Below are 21,340 nucleotides of genomic sequence, written 5' to 3' on the forward strand. Positions count from 1 at the left end.
CCCCGAATATGGCAATTCAACGCGTTCGATACACCCTTTGTTAGCTCTGCGCTGCGGCTCCAGGCCGGACTTTGCCAAATGTTAGCGGACGCAAGTCCAGTTTCGGAACCAAGACGGGGTGGCGAAACAAATGACTGTGGTCTTGCGCATATTGCTCGCGATGGGCATGGCCTGCGGCGTTCTCATGCCGCCTGGCGGTGCTGTCGCGGCGGACGCCAAGCGTCTCAACATCGTTTTCGTCAACCCCGGCAAGACCGGCGAGGTCTATTGGGACATGGTCGCGCAGACCATGCAGGCTGCCGGCCGCAAGCTCGACGCGCATATCGAGGTGCTGACCAGCGAGCGGAATTACCGCACCATGCAGGAACTGGGGTTCGGCGTGGTCGCGCGCGCCGACAAGCCCGATTTCCTCATCCTCTCGAACGAGGAATCCGCCGCCGTTCCGATCCTGGAGGCGGCCGAGGCCGCCGGCGTCAAGACGCTGCTGCTCTCGAACACGCTGATCGGCGATGACGCGGCCCGCCTTGGCCCGCCGCGCCAGAAGCTCAAGACCTGGCTCGGCGATATCACGACCGATCTTCAGACCGCGGGGGCGCGGATGGCGAACGCGCTGATCGCCACCGCGCGTGCCGAGAAATGGCAGAGCCCGGACGGCAAGATCCACATTCTCGGCATCGGCGGTGACGAGATCACCCCGTCCTCGATCGCCCGCAATGCCGGCCTCAAGCTCGCCGTCGAGGCTGCGCCCGATGTCGTGGTGGACCGGATGCTGTTCGCCAACTGGACGCAGTCCGAGGCCGAGCAAGTCACAGCGAACTATCTGGGCTGGGCCTCGCGCAAGGAGATCAGGCCGGCCGGCATCTGGGCCGGAAACGATCCGATGGCGCTCGGCGCGCTGCGCGCGGCGATCGCTGCGGGCCTCACGCCCGGCCGGAACATCCAGGTGGCCGGCCTCAACTGGTCCGACGACGCGCTGCGCGAGATCAAGGCGGGCCGCCTGCTCCTGAGCGACGGCGGCCATTTCCTGCTCGGCGGCTGGTCGATCGTTCTCCTGCGCGACTACGCCGATGGCTGCGATTTTGCGGCCGCGTCGCCGCACGTCGAGGTCAAGACATCTGCGATCACGCGCAACAATCTGGCTTCGGTCGGCGACCTCATCAGAGTGCGCGCCTTCGACCGCATCGACTTCACGCGGTTCAGGGCGAAGCCTGGACGCTGTGGCCAGTATGACTTCTCGATCGACGCGCTGATCTCGTCGCTGGCGCCGCTGGAAGGCACCGCTGATTGATGCGAAACGAAGACGACATGACCGATCCGGACCGCAGAGCGCAGGCCGTGCCGCCGCGTCTGCGCTCGGTCGTCCGCGCGATGATCTGGGCCACCGTGCCGGTTCTGCTGCTGGTGCAATTGCTCGCCTCCGCCGGCGTCCAGGCTTCGAGCTTCTGGTCGCAGATCCGGCAGCTCGACGCCCGCATTGCCCGCGTCGCCGAGAGCCGGGCCGAGCTGATCGCCGAGCCGCTCTGGAAGATGCGTTACGACCAGGTCACGGGCGTTCTGAACGAGATCATGCACGACGAGACCATCGCGGCGGCAGCCGTCTATGACGACACCGGCGTTGCGATTGCCCGCGTGGTGGCGCGTCCCTCGGAGCAGGGGGTTGCGGAGGTCTCGCGTCCGATCCGCTACAGCAACGGCAACATGTCGGTGCAGGCCGGCCGTATCGCGATCGCCTATTCGCATGCGGCGCTGTATGCGGATGCAGGCAGCCGACTGGTGCTGCTGCTGGTCGTTGGCCTGCTCGCAACGCTTGCCACCCTGATCGCGATGCGGATCTCCGCCAACATCTTCATCGGCAAGCCGCTGGCGGCGATGATGTCGGCGATCCAGCGCAGCAAGCAGGACGGCCGCGCCTATCCGGCGGAGGTCAAATCCTCCAATGAATTCGGCCAGCTCGCCCGCGCCTTCAATGCCATGCAGCACACGACGGCGGGCGCGCTCGACCGGCTCGGGCACATGGCCGCGCACGATCCGCTGACGGGCCTGCCCAATCGCCGCTCGCTGTCCGAGCACCTGGTGACGCTGAGCAAGGATGCCGGTTCGCCGGACTCGCTGATCGCGTTCTGCTTCATCGATCTCGACGACTTCAAGGGCATCAACGACACCTTTGGCCACGATGCCGGCGACAAGTTCCTGGTCCACATCTCCGAGCGCCTTCGTACGGCAGTCGAGCCGCAAGACTGGGTGGCGCGGCTCGGCGGCGACGAGTTCGTCGTGATCCGTCCCGAGGTCAGCAACCAGGCGACCGCGCAGGCGTTTGCGCGCCAATTGCTGGACGCGATCTCCGAGCCAATCCGGCTGCACGACAAGCAGGTGGTGCCGCGCGCCAGCATCGGCCTTGCCGTGCGCCGCGCCGGCGACCCCGAATTGTCGCATTTGCCGGCGCTTGCCGACATTGCGCTCTACCATGCCAAGAGCAAGGCGCCCGGCACCGTCGCCGTGCTGGACGAAGCGCTTCAGCGCGACTATCGCCGCCGCAGGGATCTCGAACTCGCCGTTCCCGCAGGCTTCGCCGAGGGGCAGTTCGAGGTCTGGTATCAAAGCCAGGTCGACCTCGAGAGCCAGGCCGTCGTCGGGCTCGAGGCGCTCATCCGCTGGCGCCACCCTGAACATGGCGTGATCGGCCCCGGCGAATTCCTGCCGCTGATCGAGCGCAGCGGCAACAATGCGCGGCTGACGCGCTATGTGCTGACCGATGCCTGCCGGGCGCTGCAGCTTCTGGCCGCCGCTCGCAAGCCGCAGATCCGGATCGCGATCAACCTGCCGCCGTCCGAGCTCGCCGACCATTCGCTCGCCGCCGAGCTGCGCGCCACCTGCGCGCGCTTCGATGTCGCGCCATCGTCGCTGGAGCTCGAGATCACCGAGGGCTCGCTGATCAACAACATCGCCAGCGCCTCCGAGACGCTGCACCGGTTGCGGCGCTTAGGTGCCACCATCGCGCTGGACGATTTCGGCACCGGCTACAGCTCGCTCGCACATCTCAGGCGCTTCCCGCTGGACAAGGTCAAGATCGACAAGGCCTTCATCAGCGAGATCCCTGATAGTGCGGAAGACAAGGCGATCGTCGGCGTCATTGCATCGCTCGCCGGCACGCTGGGGCTGACGCTCGTCGCCGAAGGCATCGAGCGGGCCGAGCAGGCGCAGGCGATGCGCGAGATGGGCGTGACGCTGGGGCAGGGCTATCTCTATCACCGGCCACAGCCGCTCGAGGCCGTGCTGCAATGGATCGAGGGACAAGCCGTGCCCGAGAGGCGTGTCATTGCGGAGAGCCCGTCGATCGCGCCGGAATTTGCCGCCTGAGGGCTGCTTACGACTGCGCCGCGTTCCAGAGCATCGAGAGCCCGGCCGCGATCATGATCGCGTCCATCAGAAGGCGGAACATCTCGGGCTTCAGGTGCAGCACGAAACGCTTGGCGATGAAGGCGCCTGACATCAGCGAGGCGCCGGCGATCAGGCCCTTGATGAAGACGTCACTGGTGAGCGCGCCGAACCGTTCGAAGGTCACGGACTTCGCAAAGTAAAGGCCGAGCGAGGAGGCCGCTTCGGTGGCGAGGAAGGCGCCCTTGGACAGGCCGTAGAACAGGAACAGCGGCACGCTGAGCGGACCGGTCGAGACCACGATGCCGGTGAGATAGCCGATGACCGCGCCGCCGATCGCGAGATGCCAGAGATTGGCCTTGAGGTCATGCCGCGCCAGGGCGTGCCGCACCGGTACCATCGCAATCAGGAAACTGCCGATGGCGAGATCCACGGCATGCGAGGGCAGCGCCAGCAGCGTGCGCGCGCCGAGCGCGGCGGCCGGAATTCCCGTCACCGAATAGGCCATGCAGGCTCGCCAGTCGACCTCGCGCCACCACGCCAGGATCCGCGAAAAGTTCGCCATCACGGAGGCGACCGCCATGATCGGCACCGCCTCCTTCGGCCCGTAGGCATAGACCAGCACCGGCATCAGCATGATCGACGACCCCGTGCCGACGATGCCTGAGATGGTGCCGGCGATCAGGCCGACGGTGAGGACGAAAAGAAAGGCCAAGGGCGGGGGCTCCGGGAATCGGAGCACTGTAGCCGCGGACGACGCTAAGCGAGAGACGGAATCTTCGCCCGCATCGGCATGCCAGCCTGAGCGCCCGGCACGAGGCACTTCTGGGCCGCCGCTTCGCATCCGACCTGGAGCGCGGTTTGCAGTGGAACCTCCTCGTGGACCATCGCCGCAAACGCGCCGACAAAAGTGTCGCCGGCCCCGGTCGTGTCCACTGGCGTGATGCGCGGGGCGGGCGCGTGCAAACGGGTTCCGTCCGCTGCCACAGCCAAGGCGCCCTGAGCGCCGGCGGTGACGATGCAGGTGAGGTCACCCGTCCTGGCCAGGTCCGTGGCTGCAGCTTCGTAACCGGACGGCGCGAGGCCGATGGCGACTGCGGCGTCCATGGCCTCGTGCTCGTTGAGGAGGAGATAGTCGGTGATGCCGAGAAGGTCGGACACCATCTCGCGCGTCATCTTGTCCGGGACAGGCGCGAGGTTCCAGATGACGGTGCCGGAGGCCGATGTCGTTCGCCACGCGGCTTGCAGCGCCTGTGCAAAGGGCACCTCCATCTGAAGCACCAGCACCACGTCAGTGCCAAACAGCGCGGCGGGCAGGTCTGCGGCATTCGCGGCCATGTTGGCGCCGCTCGCCACCGTGATCGCATTCTCGCCGGCCTGATCGACCGTGATGAAGGCGCAGCCGGTCGGCTCGTCGGCCCTGACGATGAGACCGGTGTCGACACCGTTTGACTTGAGGTTCTCGATCGCGCTGTCGCCGAACCCGTCCCGGCCGACGCAGCCCGCCATGCGGACCTGTCCCGGCCCCGCAATCCGTGCGGCGGCGACGGCCTGGTTGGCGCCCTTGCCGCCGAAATGCGTTTGGTAGGACGGCGCGAGCACCGTCCGTCCGGCGCCGGGAATGACCGGGACCTGCGCGACCAGATCGATGTTGAGCGACCCGAACACCAGGATCATGAGGGGACGTCAGCCTTGCTCGTCCATGACGCGCAGCTTCTCGACGCGGCGGCGGAAATCCTCGTCGGTGGAGAATTCGGCCGAGAGATAGGATGAGACGAGGTCTACGGCGAGCCAGGCGCCGACGATCTGCGCGCCGATGCACATGACGTTGACGTCGTCATGCTCGACGCTCTGATGGGCGGAGTGGACGTCGTGGCAGACCGCGGCGCGGATGCCCTTCATCTTGTTGGCGGCGATCGAGGCGCCGACGCCGGTGCCGCACACCATGATGCCGCGTGCGGCTTCGCCCGAGGTCACCTTCTGCGCCACGGCCCGCGCGATGTCGGGGAAGTCCACCGGCTTGTCGTCATAAGAGCCGACGTCGACGATGTCGTGGCCGAGCTTGCGGATGTGGTCGATGACGGTCTGCTTGAGCGGCCAGCCGGCGTGGTCGGATCCGATGACGAGACGCATGTGATGTCCTTCTTGATTTTGTATTGGCCGTGACAGCCGAACAGCGGCTGTCACGGAGTCTCTCTGGTTCAGCTGCGCATGTCCGGCGGCAGCTCGACGCCGTGGAATTTCCTGTAGATCGCGTTGAGCTTGCCGTTCTTGACGTTCTCGGTGATCCAGGCGTTGAGCTTGTCCATCAGCCGCTGCTCGCCCTTCTTCAGGCCGATCGCGAGGTCGAAGGTCGCCAGCGGAATCCGGGACTCGAACACGCGCGAGGGGTTCTTCACGCCGATCTGGTTGATGATCGTCGCCGACGAGGCGACGCAGTCGACCTGGCCGGACACGGCCGCGGTCACCATGGTGGCGTCGTCGTCGTAGCGAGCGATCTTGAGGTCCTTGTCCTTCATGTTGGACAGGGTGGTGTCCTGCGTGGTGCCGCGCGAGACGCCGATGGACTTGTCCTTCAGGTCCGGCCAGTCCTTCACGGTCGACGACTTCAGGCAGCCGACGTCGGATTGCAGCGTCGCATAGCGCTTGGTGAAGTCGATGACCTTGGCGCGCTCGGCCGTCACCGACAGGGTCGAGATGATGATGTCGGCCTTGCCGGTGAGGACGTTGGGGATGCGGGTCGCACCGGTGGTCTGGATGAATTCGAGCTCGAGCCCCCAGTCCTTGGCGAGCAGCTGGGCGACTTCGACGTCGGAGCCGGTCGGATTCATGCTCGAATCCATCATGCCAGAAGGCGGGATGGCGAGATCGGTCGAGATGCGGATCTTCTTTGCCTGCGTGATGTCGTCGAGCAGGTCGGCCGATGCCGGCGTGGCCGCCATCATGATGAGGCCGCACAAAGCCGCGGCGGTGCCCAGCAACGCCTTGTTTGTCATTCTTGGTTCTCCTCTCCCTGTTATGATTTTAAGTTTCCCGTCCCCACGAATTGCGTGAGTTCGGGGGTGGTCGGCGACGTCAGGATCGAGGCGGGTCCGGTCTCGTGGACCTTGCCGCGATGCATGAACACGATGCGGTCGGCGATTCCCTTGGCAAAGCCCATCTCGTGGGTGACCATCACCATGGTCATGCCATCCGCCGCCAATTGTTCGATCACCTTCAGCACTTCGGCGGTAAGCTCGGGATCGAGCGCGGAGGTGACCTCGTCGAACAGCATGACCTTCGGCTGCATCGCCAGCGAGCGAGCAATGGCCGCGCGCTGCTGCTGACCGCCGGAGAGCTGTTCGGGATAGGCATGCAGCTTCTCCTCGAGCCCGACCTGCGCCAGCACTTTCCGCGCGAGGTCCCTGGCCTGCGCAGAAGCCATGCCCTTCACCGCGCAGGGGGCAAGCGTGATGTTCTGCTCGATCGTGAGGTGCGGAAACAGATTATAGCTCTGGAACACGATGCCGACGTCCTGGCGCAGCGCGCGCAGGTCGACGTCGGGACGGTCGACCCGATGTCCGCACACGACGATCTCGCCGCCATCGACCTTCTCGAAGCGGTCGATGCAGCGCAGCGCCGTGCTCTTGCCGGAGCCGGAGCGGCCGATCAGTGCCAGCACCTCGCCGCGCTCGACGGCGAAGGAGACGCCGTCGAGCACCCGGAGCGGCCCAAAGCTCTTCTGCACGTCGCGGAGCGACACGATTGGTTCGGAGGAGAGGGCGTTTTGCTGCATGTCAGGCCGGTGCGAGGTTGGACCTGCCGCGCCCCATCCGCCGCTCCAGCCTCTGGCTGAACAGCGACAGCGGATAGCACATGGCGAAATAGGTGACGGCGATGATGGCGTAGATGGCGAACGGCTCGAACAGCGAGTTGTTGACGATCTGGCCCGAGCGCATCAGCTCGACGAAGCCGACGACGGAGGCGAGCGAGGTGTTCTTGATGATCTGCACCATGAAGCCGACGGTCGGCGGCGTCGCGATGCGGATCGCCTGGGGCAGGATCACCTTGATCATGCGCTGGGTCCGGGTCAGCGCGAGGCCCTCGGCTGCCTCCCATTGCGGCTTCGGCACAGACTGGATGCAGCCGCGCCAGATCTCGCCGAGATAGGCGGCGACATAGAGCGTCAGCGATGCGCCGGCGGCCGTGAGCGGCGAGACCTTGAGGCCGATCGCGGCAAGGCCGAAATAGCCGAGGAACAGGATGACGAGCAGCGGCGTGCCCTGGACGAGCTGGACATAGACGGCGCTGGCGATCCGCACCGGTTTGAGCGGTGAGATCCGCGCCAGCGCGATCACGAAGCCGACGATGCCGCCGCCGATGAGCGCGATCACCGAGAGGCCAATGGTCCACAGCGCGCCCTGGCCGAGGAATATCAGATGATTGATGTTGAGATGTCCGCCCATGGTCATCTCACAGCGGCGTGCCGAGCCGGCGACGGCGCGGAAACAGCACGAGGCCGAGGCCCCAGAAGCCCGCGCGCATCACCAGCGACAGGATGACGTAGAGCACGGCGACGATGATGTAGGTCTCGAACGCGCGATAGGTGTCCGACTGGATGTAGTTGGCGACGGCCGTGAGCTCCTCCGCCGAGATCTGCGAGCACACCGAGGAGGCCAGCATCAGCAGCACGAACTGGCTGGTCAGGGCCGGATAGACCTTCTCGACGGCCGGCAGCAGGATGATGTGCCAGTAGATCTGCAGGCGCGACAGCGCCAGGCCTTCGGCCGCCTCGATCTGTCCGCGCGGGATCGCCTCGAAGCCGGCGCGCATGATCTCGGCGGTGTAGGCCCCGACATTGATGGTCAGCGCCGCCACCGCCACCGTGAAGGCGGAGAATTTCAGGCCCAGGCTGGCAAGGCCGAAATAGACCAGGAAGATCTGCACCAGCAGCGGCGTGTTGCGGATCGCCTCGACGTAAACTTTGCACGCTCCGGCGATCAACGAGCTCCGCGAGCCGCGGCCGACAGCTGCGAGCGTGCCGATCAGAGCGCCGAGCAGGGTCGCGAAGAAAGCCAACTCGAGCGTCAGCGCAGCGCCAGCCAGGAAACTTGGCCAACGCTCCATCACTGCGGGAAAGTCGAGTTGGAGGCTCATCGTATCAGCTTCAACCGGTCGTCTGGTTGGTCATGCGGTCGTAGACGCGGAACAGCGCCTGGTTGCCGTTGCTGCCTTCGCCATGGGCGCGGGCGTCGACATATTGGCTGGTGACCAGCGCGGTGCCGGGCAGGGGCACGTTGAGAGCCTGCGCGTGCTCCTGCACCAGGCGTAGGTCCTTGAGCTGCAGATCGATGCGGAAGCCGGCGGAGACGTCGCCCGCGATCATCGAAGGGCCGAGCTTGTCGAGCATCCAGGAGGCGGCGGAGCCGCCAAGCAGCACCCGGCGCAGCAGATTGAGATCAATGCCCGAGGCGCGCCCCAGTGCCAGCGCCTCGCAGATCGCCTGGATGTTGATGCCGCAGATCAGCTGATTGCAGAGCTTGACCGTTTGTCCGGCGCCGGATGCGCCGACATGCGTGATGGTCGTGCCCATCGCACGGAAGAACGGCTCGGCCTTGGCGAACGCGTCAGCATCGCCGCCAGCCATGATCGAGAGCGCGGCGTTCTTGGCGCCGACGGGGCCCCCCGAGACCGGTGCGTCGATGAAGCCGACACTGACCTTCTGCAGGTCGGCGTGGATTTTGCGGACCGCGACCGGCGAGATCGTGCTCATGTCGACGATCAGCTTGCCGGGCGGGGGAGATTTGAGCAGGCCTTGTTCGCCGTAAATGGTCGCCTCGACATGCGGTGTGTCGGGCAGCATGGTGATGACGATGTCGGCACCTTCAGCGGCATCGGCGGGGCTCTTAGCGCGAACCGCACCCTCCTTGGCGCTGTCGGCCAATGCAGTCTCATTGAGATCGAAGGTGCGAACCTCGTGGCCGGCCATCAGCAGGTTGCGCACCATCTCGCGGCCCATCGTGCCGATGCCGATGAAGCCCACATTGCCCTTGTCGTTCCGTCCCATGTTATCGATCCGTTTTTTGGTAAGTTTCTTGGCTTGTCCGCGATCAGCCTGAGGCGCTCTTGTCGATGTCGCCGACGATGGCGCGCCGCCGGTATTCGTCGCCGATGGCAAAATGCTTGCGCAGCGTCGTATCCGCCCGCTCGGGATCGCGCGCGATCACCGCTTCGAAGATGCGGCGGTGGTCGTCGATCAGATAGTTTTTCATCGACGGGAAGGCCTGCACCAGCTCGCGGCGGCTGCGATGCGAATGCGTCAACAGGCCCGCCATCGAGCTGTGCAAAACGGAAAGCGTTTCCGAATGTGACGCCACGACGATAGCGCGGTGGAATTCGAAGTCGGCCATGCCGCCGGCATCGGCTTCGTCGATCGTCTCGCCGATCTTCGCGAGTGCGCGCTGCAGGCGCTCGAAATCGGCAATGTTGGCTCGCTCGCAGGCGAGGCGGATCGCCTGGCATTCGATCGCGACGCGCGCCTGCATGACGTCGTCGAGCATGTCCGCTTGCTGGGCCAGCGCGAAGGTGAAGAAGTCGTTCAGCACCGAAACGTCCGGCCGGGTCACGACGGTGCCGATGCGGTCGCGGATCTCGACGATGCCGAGCACCGTCAGGGCGCGCAGCGCCTCGCGGACGATTGGCCGGCTGACGCCAAGCAGGGTTGCGAGCTCGCGCTCGGAGATCAGGCGGTCGCCGGGCTTGAGCGAGCCCGCAAGCAGGCGCTCGCGCAAGAAGGCGAACACCTTCTCGAACCCTTTTTCGCCTTCGGTGGCGCGCTTGAGCTCCATCCCCGTCTCGCTTTGGTCTGATCTTGGTCAGACCAGTAGGCTAACCAGAGCGATGGCGTCAAGGGCCTTGGTTAATGGCTGATGTCTCAGGCCTGCCCAATCCGACCGGTTCCCCGGCCTGATCCTTAGAATTTGAAGCGTATTGATCGGAGCGTTCGCTCAAAGAATTTGAGGTCCGCGATGCCCGATCACCACTCCTTCTCCGCGCTCGACCGCCATGCGGTGCTCGGCGGATCCGACAACGGCTTTCCCTGGTACGCCGGCGCGATGCTCGCATTTGAGGCGAGCGAAGTGGTGCGGCTGCGCTGCGAGAAGCTCAGCCATGGCGATGAGGCGGCCGGGCAGGAGGCCGTGCTGATGGTGAGCGAGAAGATCGCCGCGGCCTTCGAGGCGGCAGCCAACCTGCTCGCTGGGGCAACGCCGGCGGCCATCATCCAGCGTTACCGCGAGCATGTGGCCGCGAACGCCAAGCGGCTGTCCGCCAACTGAACTTTCCGGGCAGGGTTTGCTGCTGACAGCATGTTGGCAGCAGGGGCCGGCTACGACCATCTCCTGACAAAACGGGGAGCGGGTCATGCCGATCGAGGCAAGCTGTCATTGCGGTGAGACGGTATTCGAGGTGACGGAGGCGCCCGTCAGCGTCACCCGCTGCACCTGCTCGCTTTGCGCCAAGCGCGGCGCGCTGTGGGCCTATTACACGCCGGCGCAGTTTCGCCTGCTGTCACCGGCTGACAACGTCGCGACCTATCTCTGGGGCAGCCGCACGGTCAAACATCATTTCTGCGCGAGTTGCGGCTGCGGCACCTATTCGGAGTCGCCGGACTAGTCGAGCGGCAAGCCCGATTTCGACAATCCCAAGGTCGCGGTCAATGCGCGCCTGTTCGACGATTTCGATCTCGACGCCGTGCCGGTCAACATGATCGACGGTAAGAATTTGTGGTGAGCATTGAGCACGGAGGCTTGCGCATATCTGCTGCACGTCCGTCCCCTTGAGGCCGTCTTGAAAAGCTGATCTGGTTCCGGCCCGAGAAAAAGGGAGGAAGCCATGATGCGTCTTATTGCGCGAGCAATGCTCGCAATGTGTCTGGCCGTTGTGGCCGGCCTCAATGCGCAGGCACAGACCAAGCCGAAGGTCACCTCGCTCGGGCCAGACTTCCCCAAGGCCGCGCTGTTCGTCGGCAACAGCTTCTTCTATTACAACAACGGCATGCCCGGGCATCTCTCCTTCATGGAGCGGGCAGCCGATGCCGAGAACAAGGCGGCCTATCGCAACACCATGGCGACGATCGGCGGCTCCGGCCTCGACTGGCACGACATGGACAATCTGCTGCGACCCGGCGGTCTCGGTGCGTATTCCTTCGACGACCAGAACAACGTGGTCTTCAACAAGCCGGGCAAGCAGTACGACGCCGTCGTGATGATGGATTGCAGCCAGTGCCCGATCCATCCGCAGCTGAAGGACGCGTTCACGACCTTCGCCAGCAAGGACAGCGAGATCGTCCGTGCCCATGGCATGCGGCCGGTGTTTTTCATGTCCTGGGCCTACGCCGACAAGCCTGAGATGACGGAGGCGCTGGCCGAGGCCTACACGAGCGCCGGCAATGCCAACGATGCGCTGGTCATTCCCGCAGGTCTTGCCTTCGCCCGCGTCCGCAAGATCCAGCCCGAGCTCAATCTCTATGCGCCCGACAAACGGCATCCGAGTCCCGCCGGCACGTATCTCGCAACCTGCGTGACACTGGCCGCGCTGACGGGACGCTCGCCGGTCGGCAATTCCTACACGATGGGGCTTGATGCGCCGACGGTGGAGCTGCTGCAGAAGGCGGCGTGGGACACGGTGCAGGATTATTACGGCCGCTAACCTGGCGAGATCTCGTAGGGTGGGCAAAGCGAAGCGTGCCCACCAATGCTTGATGGTGGGCACGGCGCTGGCGCGCCTTTGCCCACCCTACAGCACCTCGCTTATTTCAGCACCACCCACGCCGGCGCATGATCGCTCGCACCTTCCTCGCCGCGCACCTTCTTGTCGACACCGGCCTTCGCCATGCGTGAGACGAGCGCAGGGCTGAGGAGGAGATGATCGAGCCGCAGGCCCGCATCGCGCGGCCAGCGGTTTCGCTTGTAATCCCAGAACGTGTAGATGCGCCTGTCCGGATGCAGTTCGCGGATCGCATCGCACCAGCCTTGCGCGATGAGCGAGGCAAAGGCCGCGCGGCTCTTCGGCTGGATCAGGGCATCCTTGTCCCATGAGCGGGTCGGATAGATGTCGATCTCCGTCGGCGCGACATTGTAGTCGCCGGCGAGCACCACGGGCAGATCCTGCTTGATGAAGGTTTTGGCGTGGCGCTTGAGCCGTGCGAACCAGTCGAGCTTGTAGTCGAATTTCGGACCCGGCTGCGGATTGCCGTTGGGCAAGTAAATGCTCGTGACGATGATCCCGCGCACCGCGGCCTCGATATAGCGGGCTTCATAATCCCCCGCTTTTCCCGGCAGGCGGTCGCGCGTCAGCACTGGCTCGGCGTTGCGGGCGAGGATGGCGACGCCGTTCCAGGTTTTCTGCCCACACCACACTGCGCCATAGCCGGCCTTTTCGATCGCGGCCGCCGGAAATTCGCCATCACTTGCCTTCAATTCCTGAAGCGCGACGACATCGGGCTTCGCTGCGCGCATCCAGGCCAACAGATTGGGCAGGCGGCGGTTGATGTTGTTGATGTTGAATGTCGCAATCTTCATGTAGAGCTACCGGCTCCTGCCTTCCGTCACCGGAGATACAATGTCCAAGTTGAGCTTTGCCGCCATCGTCCTCGCCGTCGCGTTCTCCGGCGTCGCTTCGGCACAATCGTCCGATCCGCGCGGTGCGTGCAAGGCGGACTATGACAAATTCTGCGCCGGCATCGCGCCGGGCGGCGGCAAGGTCATCGCCTGCCTCGAGGCCAAGCGCGATCAGCTCAGCGCCACCTGCAAGGCGGCGCTCGACAGCCGGAAGAAGTAACTCTCGTGTCCCGGACGCGCGTAGCGCGAGCCGGGACCCAGAAAGCGACACGGTACCCCGTTGAGAGATGGGCCCGGGCTCTGCAGCACACGACGCCGCGAAAGGCGGCGCACTGCGCTGCGTCCGGGGCACGAGCGCGCGTTTGTTAGCTCGGCAGTGGCGGCGGACTTGTCGGCTGCTCGATCGGCGGCGCCGAGGGCGGCTGCTCGGTCGTCGGCGCGGGCTCGGGCTTTGTCAGCGGCTCCACCACGTTGCCGCCCTTGTAGACGCGGGCATAGCGGTGGCCGAGGCTGGTCAGCACCTCATAACCGATCGTGCCGAAATGATGCGCGAGTTCGTCGACGGTGATGCCTTCGCCGAGCAGCGTCACCATGTGGCCGCGCCGCGCCGCGTTCGGCGGCAGATCGGTGATGTCGATCGCGATCAGGTCCATGGAGACGCGGCCCGCGACCGGGCAGCGCTTGCCCGCCACGATCACCTCGGCGCCCCGGGTGCCGTCATTGGAGCTAGCGGCGCGGAAATAACCGTCGGCATAACCGACCGCGACGATCGCCAGTTTCGTCGGCCGCCGCGCGGTCCAGGTGCCGCCATAGCCGACGCTGTCGCCGCGCTCGACATTGCGGACCTGCACGATGCGCGCCTTGAGATCCACGACCGGCTGCATCGGATTGTCGGCCTCCGGCGTCGGATTGACGCCGTAGAGCGCCGCGCCCGGCCGCACCATGTCGAACTGGAAGGGAGCGCCGAGGAAGATGCCGGAGGAATTGGCGAGCGCCGCCGGCACGCCGGAGAATTCGCTGGCGATGCCGCGGAAGGCCGCGAGCTGTTTTGCGTTGACCGGGCTGTTGAGCTGCTCGGCCGAGACCAGATGACTCATCACCAGCGTGATGCCGTGGTCGCCGGCATTGATGCGGGGGATGATGGCCTGCGCTTCTGACAGCGTCAGTCCGAGCCGGTTCATCCCGGTGTCGAAGTGAACAGCGACGCCGCCGCTCCAGCCGGTGCGGCGGCAGAACACGTCCCATTCGGCGAGCTCGTTGAGATCGCCGATGACAGGCCGGCAGTTGATGTTGGCGTAGTGCTCGCCGGTGTTCTGGAAGTAGCCGCCGAGCACGTAGAGCGCGGCCTCCGGCACGGCTTCCCGCACCTTGCGCGCTTCCTCGATGGTGGCGACGAAGAAGGTCTTGCAGCCGGCCTTGCTCAGGGCGCGCGCAACCTGTTCGGCGCCGCAGCCATAGGCGTCGGCCTTGATCACCGCCGAGCATTCGGCCGGCACCGCCGTCTTCTCGAGCTTGCGCCAATTGGCAATGATCGCGTCGAGATCGACGGTGAGCACGCCGCCATAGGCTGCGAGCGCGGCAGCCTGGTTGGCCTCCGCGGAGAGAAGGCCTGATTGCGGGATCATTTTCGGGTCGGACGCCATTGTCATGGCGCCGTTTTACGCAAGAGGCAGGTCCGGTTCAAGGAACTCAGTAGTCGTTGCCGCCGCGAGCCGGCAGCTGACTGTCAGGCGCGAGGTCGCCGAACCGCGTGACCGAGGCTTCGAACGCCAAATCGACGGTGCCTGTCGGGCCGTGGCGCTGCTTGCCGATGATGACCTCGGCTTTTCCGTGCGCAAGACTCATGTCTAGCTGCCACTTCTCATGCTCAGGCGTGCCTGGGCGGGGCTCCTTCATCGCGAGGTAATATTCCTCGCGATAAACGAACAGGACGACGTCGGCGTCCTGCTCGATTGATCCGGATTCACGCAAGTCGGAGAGCTGCGGCCGCTTGTCGTCGCGGGATTCGACCTGGCGCGAGAGCTGGGACAGCGCGATCACGGGAACGTTGAGCTCCTTGGCCAGCGCCTTGAGGCTGGTCGTGATCTCCGTGATTTCCTGCACGCGGCTGTCGCTGGCGCGCTTGCCCGAGCCCGAGAGCAGCTGGATGTAGTCGATCACGAGCAGATCGAGGCCCTTCTGGCGCTTCAGCCGGCGCGCGCGTGCCATCAACTGCGCGATCGACAGGCCGCCGGTCGCGTCGACATAGAACGGCAGCGATTGCAGCTCGATCGAGACCTCCCGGATCTTGTCGAAATCGGCTTCCGAGATGCCGCCGCGGCGGATGTGGGAGGAGGGAACGCCGGTGCGCTCGGCCACGATACGCGTGGCGAGCTGGTCGGCCGACATTTCGCAGGAGAAGAAGCCGATGACGCCGCCATTGGCGGCCTTCGTGGTGCCGTCGGCCTGGAGTTCCGGGACGTAGGCTCGTGCGACATTGTAGGCAATGTTGGTCGCCAGCGAGGTCTTGCCCATGCCGGGACGGCCCGCGACGATGATGAGGTCGGAGTGCTGCAGGCCGCCCATCTTGGTGTCGAGGTCGCGCATGCCCGTCGAGATGCCGGACAGCTTGCCGTCGCGCTGGAACGCCTTTGCAGCGAGATCGACCGCGACAGCCAGTGCCTGCGAGAATTTCTGGAAGCCGCCATCGTAGCGGCCGGATTCGGCGAGCTCGTAAAGCTTTCGCTCGGCGTCCTCGATCTGCGCCCGCGGCTGGAAGTCGACCGGCGCGTCATAGGCGACATTGACCATGTCCTCGCCGATACCGATCAGGTCGCGCCTGAGCGACAGGTCGTAGACGGTGCGGCCATAGTCCTGAGCATTGATGATGGTGGTGGCTTCGGCCGCGAGCCGCGCCAGATATTGCCCGATGGTCATGCCGCCAACGTCAGTGTCGGCGGGCAGGAACGTCTTCAGCGTCACGGGCGTCGCGATCTTGCCCATCCGGATCAGGCTGCCGGCGGTCTCGAAGATGGTCTGGTGCAGCGGCTCGAAGAAATGCTTCGCCTCCAGGAAGTCGGAGACGCGGTAGAAGGCATCGTTGTTGACCAGGATCGCGCCCAGAAGGCTCTGTTCCGCCTCGATATTGTGCGGCGCGCTCCGATAGGCGGGCGTTCCGGGCTCGGGCGCGAGTTTGAGGACGTTCGAATCAGTCAGGGCCATGGTCGGACGTGCTTAGCAATTTTCTTGGGCGGATGCGGGGCCCGGGATAAAGCGCCGCCGCGGCCCAAAGCGGAAGCGAAAGCTCGCCGCTATCAACCGATCTTAAAAGCGGTGGATGATTAGCGGCCGCAGCATGCGCCGTGCTTGACGGATTTTGCGGAACTCCGCCCCGCCCGGCGGCAGTCGCAGCCGCGCCACGGAAAAATCCGGATGACGTGAACCTTATGGGAGAGGGCGCAGACCTATTCAGACGCGTACCGAACGCGGCTGGCCGGGAGCCTTCGGCTCGGGTTCAAACCAGCAGGAGGTACACCAGCGCAACCAGGGCCGCTCCGACGCCGGTGGCGATCAGGGCGTAATCGGTGCGGAGGTCGTCCTGCACGTCGAATGAGGTTCGGGTCTCTTTGCTCATGGCGACGGTCTAGGCCGGACCCGACCAGACTTATGTGAAACAGATCACATCTCCCCGGATTCTTTCGGGGTAGAGCCGGAACAGGCAGGCGGGCAGGGGGTTATCTTTGACCCGCCATCAGGGAGAGGCAAGCGATGCGGCCAGAACGGCAGCACCATCAGTGGCGAAGCGAGGCCGGTAGCCGGCTCTGGCTGTCAGGCCTGATCGCCGCCATGCAGCACGCCGAACGCCCCGACATCCGCCGCCAGCCGGTCGCACCCGAGATCATCGCGGAACTGCGGGCGCAACTGACGTTAGCGGCCTCTCTCCGGTCCTCGCCGGTCTCAACCCTGCGTCACTAGAACTCATTCACCAAAACTCATTCACCGGCCAGCTTCAGCCTGGGCTTGGCGCCACTTTCGATCGCCCGCAGGCGGGCTTCCTCGCGTGTGATGTAGTCCCGGGTGATCGGCACCACGCCTTGGCGCTTGGTGAGCTGGATCTGGAAGTTCATCATGGCCTGCTTGCGGAACGTCATCTCGCACGCTGCCAGGTAAAACTCCCACATCAGCGCGAAGCGTTCGTCGTAGAGCTGCACGGCCTCCTCGCGCCGCGCCATGAAGCGCTCCCGCCAGGCCTTCAGCGTATCGGCATAATGCAGGCGCAGGATCTCGATGTCGCAGACCAGCAGACCAGCGCGCTCGATCGCCGGCAGCACCTCCGACAAAGCGGGGATGTAGCCGCCCGGGAAGATGTATTTGGCGATCCAGGGATTGGTCGAGTCCGGCCCTTGCGACCGCCCGATCGAGTGCAGGAGCATGACGCCGTCCTCGCTCAGGAGCTCGGCGCAGCGCTGGAAATAGGTGTCGTAGAACCTCGCGCCGACATGCTCGAACATGCCAACCGACACGATGCGGTCGAACGGCCCGTCGATGTCGCGGTAGTCCTCGAGCAGGAAGCGCGCCGATCGGCTCAGGCCTTTCTCGGCCGCACGCGTATTGGCAATCTGCAGCTGCTCGGTCGACAGCGTGACGCCGGTGACGTCGGCGCCGGCGATCTCGGCGAGGTAGAGCCCGAGCCCGCCCCAGCCGGAGCCGATGTCGAGCACGCGCTGGCCGCTTCCAACGACCAGCTTTGCGGCAATGTGCCGCTTCTTGGCGAGCTGCGCATCGTCGAGCGTGGCGTCCTGCGTCTCGAAATAGGCGCAGCTATATTGCTTGTCGGCATCGAGGAAGAGCGAATAGAGCCGCGCGTCGAGATCGTAATGATGTGCAACGTTGCTGCGGGCGCGCGAGCGCGGATTGAACTGCTTCAGGTGCCGCGTCAGATAGCGCAGGTGCCACCAGGGTTTTGCCCACTGCGGCAATAGGTCGGGTTGATCGAGCAGGATCGCGAGCGCATCAGCTATGGTGCCGCGCTCGACGACGAACTCGCCGTCCATATAGGCCTCGCCAAGCCCGAGCTCGGGATTGATGAGGATTTTCCGCTCGGCCTCGGCGGTGACGAAACGCACCGCGACCGGCTCGCCCGAGCCGTCGCCAAAGGTGAACTTCGATCCGCTTGCGCTGGTCACCTTCAGCGACCCGCGGCGGATGAAATGAGACAGGAATCTACGCAACAATCGGTCCATCGACACCTTCCTCTCGAGCGAACCCGAAGAGATGCGACTAACCCGGTCTTCACATCTGACGCTCAGGTCCCGCTCTGGTTCCTATGCGTTTGCATGTAAAACATGGGGAGGATGTTCCGGCCGCACTATTGCGCCGGGTTCAAAGCCGATATTCCAAAACCGCTTAACCACATCCTTGCGGGTGGGGCCTGCTTCCATTCGCGGCTCAATCCGCTAAAAGGTGACCCGCCGCCGCGCCCGCCGCCGGCTGCACCTCTCGGAATTCAATGGAGATGATGGGAATGTCGAGCCGAGCGCTCAGCCTCGCGACGGTATTGCTTCTGATCGGCTTCGGCGCGACCGATACCGTTCTTGCGCAGGCGACGAACCTCGAGGCCGGCAAAAGTCCGTCCCAGATCTTCGCGCAGACCTGCAATGCGTGCCACAAGAGCCCGCGCGGCCTGTTGAAGTCCGTCGCGCCCGGCTCGCTGCCGGGCTTCTTGCGCCAGCACTACACCACGAGCTCGGACATGGCGGGCATCCTCGCCTCCTACCTCGTCTCCAACGGCGCCACCGATACCCGCTACCAGGCCAAGGACGGCAAGAAGGACGGCGCCAAGGAGAAGGACGCCAACACCGCGCCGGGCCAGTCGCCGGAGCATCAGGGCCGCCGCCAGCGCTCCCAGGAAGCGGCCAAGCCGGAGGGCGAGGGCGCGGCTCCGCCTGCCGAGGGTCGGCAGAAGCGCGCGGCGCGTCCGAACGAGGAGGGCGCGAAGCCTGAGGGACAGGCATTGCCCGAGGGCCGCAAGGGCAAGCGTCGCAGCAAGCCCGGGATCGAGGAAGCACCGAAGGTCGACGCAGCTGCGCCCACCACTGAAGAGAAGAAGAGCGAGCCGAGGCCCGAGTCCAAGCCGGAGAGCAGCAAGGTCGAGCCTGACACCAAGCCCGACGGCAAGGCGTCGGAGAAAGCCGCCGAGCCAAAGCCTGAGAGTGCCAAGGTCAAGCCGCGTGGCGGCGACGCACCGGCGCTTCGGCCCGATCCGGTGCCGCAGGTGACTCCAGCTCCGCCTGCCGCCGCGGCGAAGCCCGCTGAACCGGCCGCGCCCAAGCCGGTGGAAGAGGCGGCTCCCAGGCCCGCGAGTCCTGAACCTGCCTCCAAGCCGCAGGAGGCGGCATCGCCTGCGACTGCTGCGGCGCCGCCGGCGGAATCCTCCGGCACGCCAGCGCCGCCGATCTCGCGCTAATACAGCTGAAATTCCCGATCGATCTGCGGAGGTCGCGTCATCGCGACGTCCGCATTGTCTTGACCGCGATTAGAGTGTTGCTCTAGAGTATAGCTCTAGGAGGCGCGGATGGCGGCGGGTGTGCGTGATGACCTGTTGGCGGCCGGGTTGTTCGTGTTCGACCGCGTCGGCTTCGAAGCTGCGACGGTCGCCGCGATCCGTGCCCGCGCGCGCGCGTCGAATGGCAGCTTCTTCCATGTCTTCGGCTCGAAGAAGGAGCTCGCCGGCGCGCTGTTCCTGGAGGTGCTCGGGCACTATCACGCCGCGGTGCTGGCCGCGCTCGATCCCGAGCCTGACGCCAGGCAGGGCATCGATCGGCTGATCCGCGCGCATCTCGACTGGGTCGTCACCAGCCGGCGCGAGGCGCGCTACCTGTTCGAGATCTCGCGCAGCGAATGGGGCGAGGGCGTGCGCGACGCCCAGCGGGCGCAGAATGCACGCCTTGCCGAAGCCATCGAGCGCTGGCGCGCGCCGCTGGTCGCCGGCGGCGAGCTGCTGCCGATGACGCCGGTGATGTTCGTGAGCCAGCTCATCGGGCCGGCACAGATCTTTTGCCGCGCCTTCCTGTCGGGGCGCGATCGCACCGATCCCCGCGGCGAGGCCGATGCGCTGATCGCCTGCGCCATCCGTGCGCTGGTGCCACCCGAGCGCATCAACCAGGACTAAGGAGAGGCCTCATGCGAGCCGAAGCAGATCCCGAATTTGAGCCGATCGCCGCGCGCATCCACGCCAATGTCGGCCGGCAGGGTTTTATGAATCTGGTCGGCGCCGAGCTGTCCGAATTGTCGCGCGGCACCTGCACGATTGCCGTGGACCGCCGGCCGGAGCTGCTGCAGCAGCACGGCTTCTTTCACGGCGGCGTCACCGCCTTCCTGGTCGACAACGCCACGACCATCGCCGCGGCGACGTCGCGCGGCCAGCCGGCGCTGACGGCTGAATACAAGCTGAATTTGTTGTCGCCTGCAGTCGGCGACAAGCTGATCTGCCGGGCGAGGGTGATCAAGCCGGGCCGCCAGGTCTCGGTGGTCGCCGCCGACGTGTTCTGTGTCAGCGACGGCGTCGAGAAGCATACGGCAACGGCGCTCGCCTCGATCGCGATGCTCAGCGAGGATGTCGCCGCCAAAACGAAAAGCCCGGCCGCCTGAGGCGACCGGGCTGATCCACTCTCCGCCGTCATTGCCGGGCTTGACCCGGCAATCCATCGCTTGAGCAAAACTCTTTCGATGGATGCGCGGGTCAAGCCCGCGCATGACGAGTTGTTGCTTACTTCTCTTCCGCAGCCGGGGCCGGCTCGGCCTCGTCGTGCTGGGCTTCCGGATCGAAGAACTCGCCGGCGGCGGCAATCGCCTCGGCGGCCGCATCGCGGTCCTCGTTGCGGGTCGAGATGTCCTCGCCGCGGTTGATGCGCTCGGCCTCGTCCTGGCTGCGTGCAACCGTGACGGTGACCTCGACCTCGACCTCGGGGTGGACGGCGACGGTGATCGAGTGCTTGCCGATGGTCTTGATCGGCGCATCGAGCTGCACCTGCGGGCGGGCCAGCGAAACGCCGTCGGCTTCGAACGCCATGACGACGTCACGCACCGTGACCGAGCCGAACAGCTGACCGGCTTCCGACGCCTGACGGATCACGATGATGTTCTTGCCCTCGATCTTCTCGGCGACCTTGGACGCCTCGGCCTTCGAGGCGAGGTTGCGGGCCTCGAGATCAGCCTTCATGCCATCGTACTTGGCGCGGTTGTCGGCGGTGGCGCGCAGCGCCTTGCCGCGCTTGAGCAGGAAATTGCGGGCATAGCCGTCGCGAACCTTCACGACTTCGCCCATCTGGCCGAGCTTGTTGACGCGTTCCAGCAGAATGACTTCCATATTCGTTCTCCTTTTGAAG

The 21,340-nt window shown here is 65.3% G+C and carries 22 protein-coding genes and 1 pseudogene; 9 read left to right on the top strand and 14 right to left on the bottom strand.

Translation table 11 applies throughout. From position 1 onward, the window contains the following. Window positions 1–130: 130 nt before the first annotated feature. Together WN72_RS21360 and WN72_RS21365 are read left to right on the top strand one after the other, a co-directional pair. Window positions 131–1,288 carry an ABC transporter substrate-binding protein gene (locus WN72_RS21360; protein ID WP_167380871.1) on the top strand — a complete coding sequence of 386 codons (1,158 nt, stop codon included), beginning with the start codon at window positions 131–133 and terminating at the stop codon, window positions 1,286–1,288. After that, window positions 1,288–3,357 (top strand): putative bifunctional diguanylate cyclase/phosphodiesterase, encoded by a 2,070-nt coding sequence (locus WN72_RS21365; RefSeq protein WP_092216673.1) that lies wholly within the window; start codon window positions 1,288–1,290, stop codon window positions 3,355–3,357. Before WN72_RS21360 ends, WN72_RS21365 begins: the two co-directional genes overlap by 1 nt. Window positions 3,358–3,364: 7 nt before the next feature. Here the strand turns inward: WN72_RS21365 and WN72_RS21370 are convergent, their stop codons facing one another. From WN72_RS21370 to WN72_RS21410, 9 genes are all read right to left on the bottom strand, one after another. After that, window positions 3,365–4,090 (bottom strand): sulfite exporter TauE/SafE family protein, encoded by a 726-nt coding sequence (locus tag WN72_RS21370; protein ID WP_092216672.1) that lies wholly within the window; start codon window positions 4,088–4,090, stop codon window positions 3,365–3,367. A gap of 44 nt (window positions 4,091–4,134) precedes the next feature. Continuing rightward, window positions 4,135–5,052: a ribokinase gene (locus WN72_RS21375; protein WP_092216671.1), complete on the bottom strand. Its 918-nt coding sequence runs from the start codon at window positions 5,050–5,052 to the stop codon at window positions 4,135–4,137. Between the two features lie 9 nt (window positions 5,053–5,061). Then, entirely contained in the window at window positions 5,062–5,508 is a 447-nt protein-coding gene (gene rpiB, locus WN72_RS21380; protein ID WP_018646068.1) for a ribose 5-phosphate isomerase B, read from the bottom strand. A gap of 68 nt (window positions 5,509–5,576) precedes the next feature. Further along, a complete protein-coding gene (locus WN72_RS21385) occupies window positions 5,577–6,371 on the bottom strand; it encodes a transporter substrate-binding domain-containing protein (protein WP_027557552.1) in 795 nt (264 codons plus the stop codon). A 20-nt stretch (window positions 6,372–6,391) separates the two neighbouring features. Then, window positions 6,392–7,150 (bottom strand): amino acid ABC transporter ATP-binding protein, encoded by a 759-nt coding sequence (locus tag WN72_RS21390; RefSeq protein ID WP_027557553.1) that lies wholly within the window; start codon window positions 7,148–7,150, stop codon window positions 6,392–6,394. Window position 7,151: 1 nt separating this feature from the next. Further along, window positions 7,152–7,820, bottom strand: a complete 669-nt coding sequence (locus tag WN72_RS21395; RefSeq protein WP_167380870.1) for an amino acid ABC transporter permease — start codon at window positions 7,818–7,820, stop codon at window positions 7,152–7,154. Between the two features lie 7 nt (window positions 7,821–7,827). Next, a complete protein-coding gene (locus tag WN72_RS21400) occupies window positions 7,828–8,511 on the bottom strand; it encodes an amino acid ABC transporter permease (RefSeq protein WP_027557555.1) in 684 nt (227 codons plus the stop codon). A gap of 10 nt (window positions 8,512–8,521) precedes the next feature. Then, window positions 8,522–9,421, bottom strand: coding sequence for an NAD(P)-dependent oxidoreductase (locus tag WN72_RS21405; RefSeq protein ID WP_092216669.1), 900 nt, complete (start codon window positions 9,419–9,421; stop codon window positions 8,522–8,524). Between the two features lie 43 nt (window positions 9,422–9,464). Beyond that, a complete protein-coding gene (locus WN72_RS21410; RefSeq protein ID WP_092216668.1) occupies window positions 9,465–10,202 on the bottom strand; it encodes a FadR/GntR family transcriptional regulator in 738 nt (245 codons plus the stop codon). Window positions 10,203–10,382: 180 nt separating this feature from the next. Here WN72_RS21410 and WN72_RS21415 point away from each other — a divergent pair, with 180 nt between their 5' ends. From WN72_RS21415 to WN72_RS21425, 3 genes and pseudogenes are all read left to right on the top strand, one after another. Beyond that, window positions 10,383–10,691, top strand: a complete 309-nt coding sequence (locus WN72_RS21415; RefSeq protein ID WP_027557558.1) for a hypothetical protein — start codon at window positions 10,383–10,385, stop codon at window positions 10,689–10,691. A gap of 85 nt (window positions 10,692–10,776) precedes the next feature. Further along, window positions 10,777–11,145 (top strand): annotated as a pseudogene (locus tag WN72_RS21420) (GFA family protein). Window positions 11,146–11,247: 102 nt separating this feature from the next. Continuing rightward, a complete protein-coding gene (locus WN72_RS21425) occupies window positions 11,248–12,063 on the top strand; it encodes an SGNH/GDSL hydrolase family protein (RefSeq protein ID WP_027557560.1) in 816 nt (271 codons plus the stop codon). A gap of 101 nt (window positions 12,064–12,164) precedes the next feature. Here WN72_RS21425 and WN72_RS21430 read toward each other — a convergent pair whose 3' ends face one another. Next, entirely contained in the window at window positions 12,165–12,935 is a 771-nt protein-coding gene (locus WN72_RS21430; RefSeq protein ID WP_092216667.1) for an exodeoxyribonuclease III, read from the bottom strand. A gap of 40 nt (window positions 12,936–12,975) precedes the next feature. Here WN72_RS21430 and WN72_RS21435 point away from each other — a divergent pair, with 40 nt between their 5' ends. After that, complete coding sequence (locus tag WN72_RS21435; protein WP_027557562.1) at window positions 12,976–13,194, top strand: cysteine rich repeat-containing protein; 219 nt, start codon at window positions 12,976–12,978, stop codon at window positions 13,192–13,194. Window positions 13,195–13,339: 145 nt separating this feature from the next. On the opposite strand, the gene alr is transcribed toward WN72_RS21435, so the two are convergent. The 3 genes from alr to WN72_RS21450 all read right to left on the bottom strand — a co-directional run bounded on the left by alr (window position 13,340) and on the right by WN72_RS21450 (window position 18,196). After that, entirely contained in the window at window positions 13,340–14,623 is a 1,284-nt protein-coding gene (alr, locus tag WN72_RS21440) for an alanine racemase (protein WP_092216666.1), read from the bottom strand. 40 nt (window positions 14,624–14,663) lie between these two features. Beyond that, a complete protein-coding gene (locus tag WN72_RS21445) occupies window positions 14,664–16,175 on the bottom strand; it encodes a replicative DNA helicase (RefSeq protein WP_027557564.1) in 1,512 nt (503 codons plus the stop codon). 770 nt (window positions 16,176–16,945) lie between these two features. Next, on the bottom strand, window positions 16,946–18,196 hold the full coding sequence (locus WN72_RS21450; protein ID WP_167380869.1) for a cyclopropane fatty acid synthase: 1,251 nt from the start codon (window positions 18,194–18,196) through the stop codon (window positions 16,946–16,948). 281 nt (window positions 18,197–18,477) lie between these two features. Here WN72_RS21450 and WN72_RS21455 point away from each other — a divergent pair, with 281 nt between their 5' ends. From WN72_RS21455 to WN72_RS21465, 3 genes are all read left to right on the top strand, one after another. Beyond that, window positions 18,478–19,419, top strand: coding sequence for a hypothetical protein (locus WN72_RS21455; RefSeq protein ID WP_167380868.1), 942 nt, complete (start codon window positions 18,478–18,480; stop codon window positions 19,417–19,419). Window positions 19,420–19,527: 108 nt separating this feature from the next. Then, a complete protein-coding gene (locus WN72_RS21460; RefSeq protein WP_092216664.1) occupies window positions 19,528–20,124 on the top strand; it encodes a TetR/AcrR family transcriptional regulator in 597 nt (198 codons plus the stop codon). Window positions 20,125–20,135: 11 nt separating this feature from the next. Further along, window positions 20,136–20,603 carry a PaaI family thioesterase gene (locus tag WN72_RS21465; RefSeq protein WP_092216663.1) on the top strand — a complete coding sequence of 156 codons (468 nt, stop codon included), beginning with the start codon at window positions 20,136–20,138 and terminating at the stop codon, window positions 20,601–20,603. A 118-nt stretch (window positions 20,604–20,721) separates the two neighbouring features. Here the strand turns inward: WN72_RS21465 and rplI are convergent, their stop codons facing one another. After that, a complete protein-coding gene (gene rplI, locus WN72_RS21470) occupies window positions 20,722–21,321 on the bottom strand; it encodes a 50S ribosomal protein L9 (protein ID WP_027557570.1) in 600 nt (199 codons plus the stop codon). Window positions 21,322–21,340: the final 19 nt, after the last annotated feature.

This window comes from Bradyrhizobium arachidis (assembly GCF_015291705.1).
GTDB classification, from domain to species: Bacteria; Pseudomonadota; Alphaproteobacteria; order Rhizobiales; family Xanthobacteraceae; genus Bradyrhizobium; species Bradyrhizobium arachidis.